6 protein-coding genes, 2 tRNA genes and 3 rRNA genes are annotated in these 11,983 nt (G+C 62.9%); 4 read left to right on the forward strand and 7 right to left on the reverse strand.

Annotation, left to right across the window (positions count from 1 at the left end; genetic code table 11):
* Positions 1–9: 9 nt before the first annotated feature.
* Positions 10–1,542, reverse strand: a complete 1,533-nt coding sequence (locus CBM981_RS07995) for an ATP-dependent DNA helicase RecQ (RefSeq protein ID WP_087067985.1) — start codon at positions 1,540–1,542, stop codon at positions 10–12.
* A gap of 75 nt (positions 1,543–1,617) precedes the next feature.
* Positions 1,618–2,658 (reverse strand): hypothetical protein, encoded by a 1,041-nt coding sequence (locus tag CBM981_RS08000; RefSeq protein ID WP_087067986.1) that lies wholly within the window; start codon positions 2,656–2,658, stop codon positions 1,618–1,620.
* A 153-nt stretch (positions 2,659–2,811) separates the two neighbouring features.
* Between CBM981_RS08000 and CBM981_RS08005 the strand changes: the two genes are divergently transcribed.
* The 4 genes from CBM981_RS08005 to mtnC all read left to right on the forward strand — a co-directional run bounded on the left by CBM981_RS08005 (position 2,812) and on the right by mtnC (position 5,616).
* Entirely contained in the window at positions 2,812–3,021 is a 210-nt protein-coding gene (locus tag CBM981_RS08005; RefSeq protein WP_087067987.1) for a photosystem I reaction center subunit IV, read from the forward strand.
* A gap of 216 nt (positions 3,022–3,237) precedes the next feature.
* Positions 3,238–4,083, forward strand: a complete 846-nt coding sequence (locus tag CBM981_RS08010; protein WP_087067988.1) for a DNA-formamidopyrimidine glycosylase — start codon at positions 3,238–3,240, stop codon at positions 4,081–4,083.
* A gap of 151 nt (positions 4,084–4,234) precedes the next feature.
* Positions 4,235–4,858, forward strand: coding sequence for a methylthioribulose 1-phosphate dehydratase (mtnB, locus tag CBM981_RS08015; protein ID WP_255376816.1), 624 nt, complete (start codon positions 4,235–4,237; stop codon positions 4,856–4,858).
* Complete coding sequence (gene mtnC / locus CBM981_RS08020; protein WP_087067989.1) at positions 4,855–5,616, forward strand: acireductone synthase; 762 nt, start codon at positions 4,855–4,857, stop codon at positions 5,614–5,616. Before mtnB ends, mtnC begins: the two co-directional genes overlap by 4 nt.
* 141 nt (positions 5,617–5,757) lie before the next feature.
* Here the strand turns inward: mtnC and rrf are convergent.
* The 5 genes from rrf to CBM981_RS08045 all read right to left on the reverse strand — a co-directional run bounded on the left by rrf (position 5,758) and on the right by CBM981_RS08045 (position 11,494).
* Positions 5,758–5,874: ribosomal RNA gene (gene rrf, locus CBM981_RS08025) — 5S ribosomal RNA — on the reverse strand.
* A 142-nt stretch (positions 5,875–6,016) separates the two neighbouring features.
* A 23S ribosomal RNA gene (locus tag CBM981_RS08030) occupies positions 6,017–8,904 on the reverse strand.
* Positions 8,905–9,502: 598 nt separating this feature from the next.
* Positions 9,503–9,575, reverse strand: a tRNA-Ala gene (locus CBM981_RS08035).
* 35 nt (positions 9,576–9,610) lie between these two features.
* A tRNA-Ile gene (locus CBM981_RS08040) sits at positions 9,611–9,684 on the reverse strand.
* A gap of 324 nt (positions 9,685–10,008) precedes the next feature.
* Positions 10,009–11,494 (reverse strand): 16S ribosomal RNA (locus tag CBM981_RS08045).
* Together the 16S, 23S and 5S rRNA genes with 2 tRNA genes alongside form the textbook arrangement of a ribosomal RNA operon.
* Positions 11,495–11,983 lie beyond the last annotated feature (489 nt).

An 11,983-nucleotide genomic window follows, 5' to 3' on the forward strand; every position in this document is an offset into this window, starting at 1 on the left:
CGGCACTCATCAGGCCGCCCAGTGCAGGGGCCAGGGCTGGCGCAGGTAATGGCGGCCGCGCGTGCGCAGGTACAGCCGCTGGGCGCCGTCGTCACTCTCGCTGAGCAGCTCCTCCTGCACCAGCCGCCTGGCCAGCCAGGCCCACCGCTCCTGCTCCTGGCCCGAGGCTCCATCCGCCAGATCCGCCGCCAGGCTGCGCAGATCCTGGCCGCCCCGCTGCTGAAGGCAGGCCAGCACCCGGGTGGCCCTGCCGGACCAGTCGCGGCGGCGGTCCTCCTCCAGGCAGCGGTCACAGCGGCCGCAGGGCGGCACCAGCTCTCCCACCGCCAGCAGCAGGGCCTGCTCCCGGCAGGTCTCCCCCTCGGCCACCGCCTCCATCCGGCGCAGCTGCCGCTGGGCCAGCTCGAGCCGCTGCTGAGCGGCCCCAGCGTCACCGGATCCGTGGCCGGCGGCCGCACCACGGATCGCCCAGCCGAGGGTGGTGCGATCAGCCGGGTCGAACAGCACCAGGCACTCGGCCGGGAGGCCGTCCCGGCCCGCCCGACCCGACTCCTGCAGATAGCCCTCGGCACTGGGGGGAAGATCCAGATGCAGCACGAGGCCCACGTCCGGCCGGTCGACCCCCATGCCGAAGGCCACCGTGGCCACCAGCACCGGCCGGGGCTGCTGCTGGAAATGCTCCAGCGCCAGCACCCGGCTCTCCGCATCCAGACCAGCGTGGTACGCGATGGCCTCCAGGCCTGCCACCAGCAGCCTTGACGCCCACTGCTCCACGGAGCGCCGGGTGCGGGCATAGATCAGCACCGCTCCCCGGGCCCGGGCCACCGCCTCGAGCACCAGGGGCAACGGATCGGCCGGGCGGCGGCGCATCGCATAGGTGAGGTTGGTGCGGCGGGCGGAGCGCACCTGCACCAGGGGCCGCCGCAGCTGCAGCAGGCGGATGATGTCGGCCCGCACCCGGGGGGCGGCAGTGGCGCTGAGAGCCACCAGGGGCACCCCCGGGCAGAGCGCCCGCAGCTGGCCCAGCCGCCGGTAGTCAGGGCGGAAGTCGTGGCCCCAGGCACTGATGCAATGGGCCTCGTCCACGGCCAGGGCCACCAGCCGGCCGCTGTCCAGCACCTCCTCCAGCAACTGGCGGGTGGCCTCCACCTGCAGCCGCTCCGGGGCCAGGTAGAGCAGCCGCAGCCGGCCGTCGCGCAGGGCCCCGTGCAGGCTGCGGCGCTCGCTGACGCCGAGCCCCCGGTGCAGACAGGCCGCCGCGATCCCCCGCCGCTGCAGCTGCATCACCTGGTCCTGCATCAGGGCCACCAGGGGGGAGATCACCAGCACCAGCCCCTGCCGCACCAGGGCCGGCAGCTGGAAGCAGAGCGACTTGCCACCACCGGTGGGCAGCACGGCCAGGCAGTCCTGGCCGGCGAGCAGGGCCTCCACCACGGGGCGCTGGCCGGGCCGGAAGGCGCACCAGCCGAAGTGCTGCCGCAGGGCATCCTCCAGGAGGCTCGGCGTACCCCGGACGGGGGACGCGGAATCGGCCAAACTCACCAGCCCCAGCGCAGGCTGAGGATAGCGACCCCCAGATCTGGTGTAGCCCCGGCTGCGGCCCGGAACCGCAGGCCGTCAGGGCAGCGGTGGGGCCTCCAGCTGCTCGGGACTCTCCTCCACCAGCTGCAGCCGCACCCGCTTGCCGCCGGCCAGCTCCCCCAGCGACACCCGCAGCACGCTGCCGCTGAGGGTCTGCAGGGCGGTGAGCAGCTCCCGCAGATGGGGCGTGCTGCTGCCGCTCTCCACCCAGAGCCGCTCCTGCAGGCCTCCCAGCCGTCGCCAGCTGGTGTGCAGCTTCAGCACGGCCGCTTCCAGCACCTGGGCCTGCCCCACCGCATCCGCCAGCAGGCCGAGGGCATCGAGGCGCTGGGCCTCCTGGAGGGCCCGCTCGAAATCCAGGTCCCCCTGCTGGAAGGCCCGCACCGCCAGGGCCGCCTCGGCGGCCTTGCTGAGCCAGCGGGCCGTGCTGGTCACATCGCGCACCCGGTCGAGCTCGGGCTCCTCGCGCAGCACCCGGCGCAGGTCCTCCTGCTGCTCCTGGGGCAGCTTGGCCAGCTCTTTCACCAGGGGCGCCACCGCCCGCGGCGGCAGCAGGTTCTCGGCGGTGCGCTGCCGGATCTCCTCCGGCAGCAGCGGGCTGGTGGCGGCGGTGAACTCGTCGCTGAGGCGGCGCACCTGCTTGCGGGTGATCTGCTGGCCGTCGTTGGCCGCCTCCGAGATCATCTGCTGCACCTCGGGGTCCGACTGGGCCGTCTCCAGGAAGGCCCGCTTGGAGAAGTTGTTCACGCTGCTCTCCTCCAGCAGCCCCCCTCCCACCAGGTCGTCGGCGGACTCCGCCAGCTGGATCAGGGTGTAGGCGCGCGTCTTGCTGATCTCCCGCTCGCGGAGCCACTGCAGAAAGCCCGTGCCGCGGCCCTCCCCGCCGCGCTTCTCCCGGTCCCGCACGGCCCGCAGAATGCGTCCGCGCCAGATCTCGGTCTGCAGGTCGAAGCGGTCGCACACCGCCCAGGCCTCCTCCAGCCGGGCCAGGAACTCCATCGTGCTGATGGTGTCGCTCTCCGGATCCGGCAGCTCCAGGTGAAGGGCGGGAGGTGCGGAAAGCTCCGAGGAACCCATGGGCCTTCGCCGGCTGCAACAGCGCCGATGCTCCCACGCACCCCGATCCGCTCCGGCAGGCGGGCAAGGGCGACGAATCGTGACGCCGCCCCCGGCAGCCCAGGAGAAGACGGGTATCTTCCCTACGGCAGCCTCCGATTCCAAAGCGCAGCGATGGCCATTTCCCGCGGCGACAAAGTACGCATCAAGCGCCCTGAGTCCTACTGGTTCAATGAAGTCGGCACCGTCGCCTCGGTGGACACCTCGGGCATCCGCTACCCCGTGGTGGTTCGCTTCGAGAAGGTGAACTACAACGGCTACAGCGGCTCCGAGGGCGGCATCAACACCAACAACTTCGCCGAAGCCGAGCTGGAGAAAGCCTGATCGACCACCGCCCGGAGCCGTGACCATGGCCGGGGCTCCTACCTCGGCAGCGTCTCCGGGCCACCGATGCCGCCCTGTGGGGCAGCTTCAGGTCAAGACACCTTCTGGGCCCCGGCTTGCTCAAGCCGGGGCCTTGCGCTGTTGGCCAGCCCTGTCCCCGGGGGTCGGGCCGGCGCGTGCGCCACGATGCCACCACAATCCACCCCCGCCCCTTCCGTGCCGGAACTGCCTGAGGTCGAAACGGTGCGACGGGGGCTTGAGCGGCAGACCCATGGGTTCGCGATCGCACGGGTGGTGGTGCACCGGGCACGGGCCGTGGCCAGCCCCCAGGATCCCGAAGCCTTTGCGGCGGCACTGCAGGGATGCACCGTGCAGCACTGGCGGCGGCGCGGCAAGTATCTGATCAGCCATCTGGCAAGCGACGGCGGCGACGGCGGCCACTGGGGGGTGCATCTGCGCATGACCGGCCAGTTCCTGTGGCTGGACGAACCCCGCCCTCCCTGCAGCCACACCCGCGTACAGCTATGGGACGCCCAGGGCCAGGAGCTGCGCTTCATCGACACCCGCAGCTTCGGGCAGATGTGGTGGATTCCCCCGGGCGAGCCTCCCGAGGCGGTGATGGGTGGACTCCGGCGCCTGGGCCCCGAACCTCTCGGTCCGGACTTCACGCCGTCCTACCTGCAGGGGCGGCTGCACGGCTCAGCGCGACCGATCAAGAACGCCCTGCTGGATCAGGCGCTGGTGGCCGGCGTGGGCAACATCTACGCCGACGAGTCGCTGTTTGCGGCAGGCATCCGCCCCCATACCCCCGCCGGGCAACTCCGGCTGCCCCAGCTCGAGCGCCTGGTGCGGGCGCTCGTGGAGGTGCTGGAGACCAGCATCGGAGCCGGAGGCACCACCTTCAGCGACTTCCGCGACCTCACCGGCACCAACGGCAACTACGGGGGAGTGGCGTGGGTGTACCGCCGCGGGGGTGAACCCTGCCGGCGCTGCGGCACAGCGATCGAGCGTCAGAAGCTGGCCGGCCGCAGCAGCCACTGGTGCCCGAACTGCCAGCATTGACGCCGGGGCACCCCTGCTCGTCGCCAGCCCCCGCCGGCCCCCGGTCGGTGCCGCCTCTGCCCCTCGCGCTCACACCTTGGCCGCGTCCGTCCTGTCACATCACCAACCCCAAGGCTCTCCGCCGCCTGACCGTCCAGCGCTGGCCCGGGCCTTGAGCGAAGCCATGGCCGCCATCCACCGGCGGGGCTGGTGCGATGGTACGGGTGGAAATTTCAGCTGTGTGCTCGGCCGGCACCCGCTGGTGCTGCTGATGGCACCCAGTGGGGTGGACAAAGGCAGCGTGCCGCCCGAAAGCCTGATCACCGTGAGCAGCACGGGCGAGGTGATCCAGGGAAAGGGGCGGGCCAGTGCCGAGACCCTGCTGCACCTGGCCATCGTGGAAACCACCCGGGCTGGTGCCGTGCTGCACACCCATTCCCAGGCCGGCACCCTGCTCTCCCGGCATCACGGACCCGCCCAGGACGGGGTGGCACGGCTGGTCCTGCGGGATCTGGAAATGCTGAAGGGGCTCGAAGGGGTGCAGACCCACGCCACCCAGGTGGAGGTGCCGGTGCTGGCCAACGACCAGGACATGCAACGGCTCAGCGCCAGGGCTCGCCCGCTGCTGGCCGAGGCACCGATGGGCATCCTGATCGCCGGCCACGGTCTCTACGCCTGGGGGCGTGATCTGCCGGAAGCACGGCGTCATCTCGAGATCCATGAATTCCTGCTGGAGCAGCAGTGGCGCCAGCTGCAGCTCGATGCGCTGCTCAACCGCCGGCAGGAGCCGCGATGACCATCCCCCAATCCGGCCCGACAGTGACCTGCCAGGGCGTCAGCCACCTGCTGCTTGACATTGAAGGGACCACCTGCCCGGTGAGTTTTGTGGCCGAGGTGCTGTTCCCCTACGCAGCCGCCCAACTGGACAGCTATCTCGAGCAGCAGGGCCAGAACCCTCCAGTGCTGGCTCTGCTGGAGGCGGCCCGAGAGGCCTGGACCCGGGATGCCGATCCGGCAGCACAGCAGCTGCGAGAACAGCCGAATGCAAGGGTGGCCGACTACCTCGCGCTGCTGATCAGGCAGGACAGAAAACTGACAGCCCTGAAGGAACTTCAGGGATTGATCTGGGAGGAGGGCTATGCCGAAGGCATTCTCCAGGCCCCGCTGTTCCAGGATGTGCCGTCTGCACTGGAACGCTGGAAACGCCAGGGACTGACCCTGGCGGTGTATTCATCTGGGTCTGTGCAAGCCCAGAAGCTGCTGTACCAACACAGCACGGCTGGTGACCTTCGCCCCCTGTTCAGCCACTGGTTCGATACACGCAATGGCGCCAAACACGAACCGGCAAGCTATCGGGGGATCGCAGAGGTGATGGAGGCCGCCCCCGCGCAAATCCTGTTCATCAGCGATGCGCTGGCCGAGTGCGTGGCCGCCCAGCAGGCGGGTCTGCAGGTGGTGTTCAGCCTCCGACCAGGCAACTCAGCCCGGGCAGCTGCCGCCTTCCCCTGCGTGGAGGACTACACCAACCTGCTGATCCTGCCGGGGAAACGATGACCCCACTCCAGCAGTTCAGTACTCCAGGCCCGCCCCGCCTCCGGGGTCCGGGCCACAAACCAAGCCACAAAAAAAGCCACCCGCAGGTGGCTTCCGGCCTGCCTCACGCAGGACCTTCTTCTTTGGAGCAGCAATAGTTTTACCTGGCATCGACCTATTTTCTCAGGGGGCTACCCCCCAAATATCGTCGGCGCTGCAGCGTTTCACAACCGAGTTCGAGATGGATCGGTGTGGTTCCACTGCGCCATGGACACCAGGATAGTCGTCGCGCTCCCAGGTGAACCCTGAGAACTGCATAGGTTAGATCCTGATCACCTGCCCCACCTGACTCCCCTCTGCAGGGGCACCAGGCCTGGCTGTGATCAACATCCTCTGGAATCAAGCACAAGAGCTCGAGTTGATGGTCAAGCCCTCGGTCTATTAGTACTCCTCCGCTTCACACATTACTGCGCTTCCACGTAGAGCCTATCAACGGGTGTTCTTCCCGTGACCTTACTGGCTTATGCCATGGGAATACTCATCTTGAGGTGGGCTTCCCACTTAGATGCTTTCAGCGGTTATCCTCTCCGCACATGGCTACCCAGCGTTTACCGTTGGCACGATAACTGGCACACCAGAGGTGCGTTCCTCCCGGTCCTCTCGTACTAGGGAGAAATCCTCTCAATATTCCTGCGCGTGCACCGGATATGGACCGAACTGTCTCACGACGTTCTGAACCCAGCTCGCGTACCGCTTTAATGGGCGAACAGCCCAACCCTTGGGACCGACTTCAGCCCCAGGTTGCGATGAGCCGACATCGAGGTGCCAAACCTCCCCGTCGATGTGAACTCTTGGGGGAGATCAGCCTGTTATCCCTAGAGTAACTTTTATCCGTTGAGCGACGGCCCTTCCACTCAGAACCGTCGGATCACTAAAGCCGAGTTTCCTCCCTGTTCGACTTGTAGGTCTCACAGTCAAGCCTGCTTCTGCTTTTACACTCGTCGGCTGATTTCCAACCAGCCTGAGCAGACCTTTGCGCGCCTCCGTTACCTTTTAGGAGGCGACCGCCCCAGTCAAACTGCCCACCTGATACTGTCCAGCACCCGGATAACGGGTTGCTGTTAGAACTCTAGCTCGGAAAGAGTGGTATCTCACCAGTGGCTCACCATCACCCGCAAGCAATGGTTCATAGCCTCCCACCTATCCTGCGCATTCCGAGCCCGAGCACAATACCAAGCTACAGTAAAGCTTCATAGGGTCTTTCTGTCCGGGTGCACGTAGTCCGCATCTTCACAGACAATTCTATTTCGCCGAGCCTCTCTCCGAGACAGCGCCCAGATCGTTACGCCTTTCGTGCGGGTCGGAACTTACCCGACAAGGAATTTCGCTACCTTAGGACCGTTATAGTTACGGCCGCCGTTCACCGGGGCTTCAGTCGCCAGCTTCGCTTTCGCTGACCGGCTTCCTTAACCTTCCGGCACTGGGCAGGCGTCAGCCCCCATACATCGTCTTGCGACTTAGCGGAGACCTGTGTTTTTGGTAAACAGTCGCCTGGGCCTCTTCACTGCGACCACCTCGCGGTGGCACCCCTTCTCCCGAAGTTACGGGGCCATTTTGCCGAGTTCCTTAGAGAGAGTTACCTCGCGCCCCTCGGTATTCTCTACCACCCCACCTGTGTCGGTTTCGGGTACAGGCCATCATGCCTTAACGGGTATAGGGCTTTTCTTGGAAGCTTGACATCATCCACTTCGCGGCCGTAGCCGCTCGTACTCACGCCTCAGCTCAGGACGTTTTCGCCGTCCCTCAACACCTCGAACGCTTGAACCAGTAACCAACGTCTGGCTGGACTAGCCTTCTCCGTCCCCCTTCCCAAAACATGACAGGTACAGGAATGTTGACCTGTTGTCCATCGACTACGCCTTTCGGCCTCGCCTTAGGTCCTGACTAACCCTCCGCGGACGAGCCTGCCGGAGGAACCCTTAGGGTTTCGGGGCATGGGATTCTCACCCATGTTTTCGCTACTCAAGCCGACATTCTCACTTCCATGCAGTCCACGCCCGCTTACGCTAACGCTTCACCCCACATGGAACGCTCCCCTACCATTCACATGTTCCTAAGAACATTTAAATCCGCAGCTTCGGTACAATGCTTAGCCCCGTTCATTTTCGGCGCAGGATCGCTCGACCAGTGAGCTATTACGCACTCCTTTGAGGATGGCTGCTTCTAGGCAAACCTCCTGGTTGTCTGGGCAATCCCACCTCCTTTATCACTCAGCATTGATTTGGGGACCTTAGCTGGCGGTCTGGGCTGTTTCCCTTTCGACCATGGAGCTTATCCCCCACAGTCTGACTGCCTCGCTTCACACAGGGTATTCAGAGTTCGTCTCGATTTGGTACCGCTCTCGCAGCCCGCACCGAAACGGTGGCTTTACCCCCCTGCTGGAGCACGAGACGCTACGCCTCAACGTATTTCGGGGAGAACCAGCTAGCTCCGGGTTCGATTGGCATTTCACCCCTAACCACAGCTCATCCGCTGATTTTTCAACATCAGTCGGTTCGGACCTCCACTTGGTATCACCCAAGCTTCATCCTGGCCATGGTTAGATCACCCGGGTTCGGGTCTATAAACACTGACGATCGCCCTATTCAGACTCGCTTTCGCTATGGCTCCACCATTCCCGGTTTAACCTGCCAGTGCCTATAAGTCGCCGGCTCATTCTTCAACAGGCACACGGTCACCCGATCAGTCGGGCTCCCATTGCTTGTAAGCTCACGGTTTCATGTTCTATTTCACTCCCCTCCCGGGGTTCTTTTCACCTTTCCCTCGCGGTACTGTTGCGCTATCGGTCACACAGGAGTACTTAGCCTTACGAGGTGGTCCTCGCGGATTCACACGGAATTTCACGTGCTCCGTGCTACTCGGGATACAGCTAGCTCAGTTCGATTTTCGGTTACGGGGCTTTCACCCTCTGTGGCGCGCCATTCAAACGCTTCTCCTAATCTCCCTGATACACGTTGCTGTCCCACAACCCCGATGCTCGAAAGCATCGGTTTAGGCTTGTCCCCGTTCGCTCGCCGCTACTGAGGGAGTCGTTTTTACTTTCCTTTCCTCCAGCTACTAAGATGTTTCAGTTCGCTGGGTTGGCTCGCACCGCCCTATGGATTCAGGCGGCCGTTCTAGGGGTTGCCCCATTCGGAAATTCCCGGATCAAAGCGTGTTTCCAGCTCCCCGAGACTTATCGCAGGTAACCACGTCCTTCATCGCCTCTGTGTGCCAAGGTATCCACCGTGAGCCCTTTGTAGCTTGACCATTTAAACTCCCAGTGCTTCAGGTTGTTGACACCTATTCTCTCACCATTCCATTCACACGCTCAGGCAACAGCTTCCATCACCCTCATCGGATGATCGTTGCCACTGCCCTCACGCGTTCGCTGGAATGCTGGATCAGACTCTCCCCTCCTCGGCGGAAGGCAAAAGAACACTGAAAGCTCTCGGCTCTTGTCTCCATAGAATTGCCGATTCCCGCACGCTCTTGGTACTGGCTCATCGCCACTCCCTCCAGCGCAGGAAATCAAGCCTCCATGAGATGCTTTCTTTCCAGACTCACCTATGCAGTTGTCAAGGTTCTGCTGTCTTCTCTCTGTCAACTCACGCTCACAGAGTGAATCCAGCATCGGCTCAATCGTTGATCACCGTTGATGATCAGGAATGAGCAGAGGCTGAACTCCGCAGCTATCATCCGCAGCCATCAAAATCTCTCTTGATGCTGCTGAAACCTACCGTCTGTCTGGTCACCTCCTCACGCCTTGCTTCCTGGCGATCGGGTTTCTGGCTTTCGGGGTGTCCCGCCTGCATTCCGGCTCGGCAGCAACATCATCGTGCTCCCTTGCCTTCCCGCGCTGCGTCAGTGGAGGTTAGCGGACTCGAACCGCTGACATCCTGCTTGCAAAGCAGGCGCTCTACCAACTGAGCTAAACCCCCAGCCGGCAAGTCCTGCCTGCTGGGCAGGCGGCGAATGGGCCATCCTGGACTTGAACCAGGGACCTCACCCTTATCAGGGGTGCGCTCTAACCACCTGAGCTAATGGCCCAGGAAGGAATCTCCCGCAACACGTCTTCCTCCAAGAGATTGTCCTCTCGGACCCTCTCCTCTCGCAAGCCACGGTCTGGGAGCTCGTGGGGTGACCTAGACAACGTTTAGGAACTGAAAAAGATCGCACAGCCTCACCAAATCCAGCACCGTCACAGCTTGACCCTCGCGGATCTCCCTGCTTCAGCCTTGCTTCAGTTCGCTGACTCTCTCCTTGAGGTACCGATCGACCTTCGAGATGACAGGACCGTGGCCTGAGACAATTGGGCCCTTCAGACTTTCGTCCTCGTGGCGCTCAGACATCACAATCAGTTGTGTCTCCCTGTTAGGAGGTGATCCAGCCGCACCTTCCGGTACGGCTACCTTGTTACGACTTCACCCCAGTCATCAGCCCCACCTTCGGCGTCCTCCTCCACAAGGGTTGGAGTAACGACTTCGGGCGTGGCCAACTTCCATGGTGTGACGGGCGGTGTGTACAAGGCCCGGGAACGTATTCACCGCAGTATGCTGACCTGCGATTACTAGCGATTCCTCCTTCACGTAGGCGAGTTGCAGCCTACGATCTGAACTGAGCCACGGTTTATGGGATTTGCTAGCTCTCGCGAGTTTGCTGCCCTTTGTCCGTAGCATTGTAGTACGTGTGTAGCCCAGGATGTAAGGGGCATGATGACTTGACGTCATCCACACCTTCCTCCGGTTTATCACCGGCGGTCTCTCTAGAGTGCCCAACTTAATGCTGGCAACTAAAGACGTGGGTTGCGCTCGTTGCGGGACTTAACCCAACATCTCACGACACGAGCTGACGACAGCCATGCACCACCTGTCTCTGCGCTCCCGAAGGCACTCCCCGATTTCTCAGGGATTCGCAGGATGTCAAACCCTGGTAAGGTTCTTCGCGTTGCATCGAATTAAACCACATACTCCACCGCTTGTGCGGGCCCCCGTCAATTCCTTTGAGTTTCACACTTGCGTGCGTACTCCCCAGGCGGAACACTTAACGCGTTGGCTACGACACCGAGGGGGTCGATTCCCCCGACACCTAGTGTTCATCGTTTACGGCCAGGACTACAGGGGTATCTAATCCCTTTCGCTCCCCTGGCTTTCGTCCATGAGCGTCAGTTATGGCCCAGCAGAGCGCCTTCGCCACTGGTGTTCTTCCCGATATCTACGCATTTCACCGCTACACCGGGAATTCCCTCTGCCCCTACCACACTCTAGTCTTGTAGTTTCCATTGCTTAAATGGAGTTGAGCTCCACGCTTTAACAACAGACTTTCAAGACCGCCTGCGGACGCTTTACGCCCAATAATTCCGGATAACGCTTGCCACTCCCGTATTACCGCGGCTGCTGGCACGGAATTAGCCGTGGCTTATTCCTCAAGTACCGTCAGATCTTCTTCCTTGAGAAAAGAGGTTTACAGCCCAGAGGCCTTCATCCCTCACGCGGCGTTGCTCCGTCAGGCTTTCGCCCATTGCGGAAAATTCCCCACTGCTGCCTCCCGTAGGAGTCTGGGCCGTGTCTCAGTCCCAGTGTGGCTGATCATCCTCTCAGACCAGCTACTGATCGATGCCTTGGTAGGCTCTTACCCCACCAACTAGCTAATCAGACGCGAGCTCATCCTCAGGCGAAAACTCATTTCACCTCGCGGCATATGGGGTATTAGCGGCCGTTTCCAGCCGTTATCCCCCTCCTGAGGGCAGATTCTCACGCGTTACTCACCCGTCCGCCACTCACCCGAAGGTGCGTTCGACTTGCATGTGTTAAGCACGCCGCCAGCGTTCATCCTGAGCCAGGATCAAACTCTCCGTTGTAGTCCGGTCCTCTTGAACCAGTCACCTCACCAGATGCCTCGCGGCACCCAGTCAAGCCCTGGCCCTCAACTCGGCTTGCTCACTCCCAAGCTCGGCACTGGCGTACCAAACTCAGTCGTCGCCCCATTGTCTTCACAATGGTTTCAAAGAGTGCACGCTCGTCCCTCAACTCAGGCCTCACCACAAGAATTCCCATTCCCATGGCTCCTCCGTCATCTCAGGCTTCCCGTGGCTTTCCCAGATCTCAGATCCGGTTCGCTTCCAGCTTCAGCAGACGCTTTGCATGCTCCCTCGCTTCGTGATCAAGCTCGGCAGCACTCGCCCGCTCTCGCCGGTCGCTGTGTTCTTTTGACGGGACCTCACACCCCCACTGCTCGTTCGTCACCCTCCCGCAGCTCACTCCCACCCGTTGCACCCAGACCCTCAAGGTCCAGGCTCTTCAGCCAGCAGCTCACTCCAGGACCATGACGCAGTGGAAGCGTCAGTTCC

It is taken from the genome of Cyanobium sp. NIES-981 (assembly GCF_900088535.1).
Classification (GTDB): domain Bacteria; phylum Cyanobacteriota; class Cyanobacteriia; order PCC-6307; family Cyanobiaceae; genus NIES-981.

Coding starts and splice junctions, on each gene's coding strand:
- CBM981_RS08000 (WP_087067986.1), bottom strand. CDS start 2,658: ATGGGTTCCTCGGAGCTTTCCGCACCTCCCGCCCTTCACCTGGAGCTG.
- CBM981_RS08005 (WP_087067987.1), top strand. CDS start 2,812: ATGGCCATTTCCCGCGGCGACAAAGTACGCATCAAGCGCCCTGAGTCC.
- mtnC (WP_087067989.1), top strand. CDS start 4,855: ATGACCATCCCCCAATCCGGCCCGACAGTGACCTGCCAGGGCGTCAGC.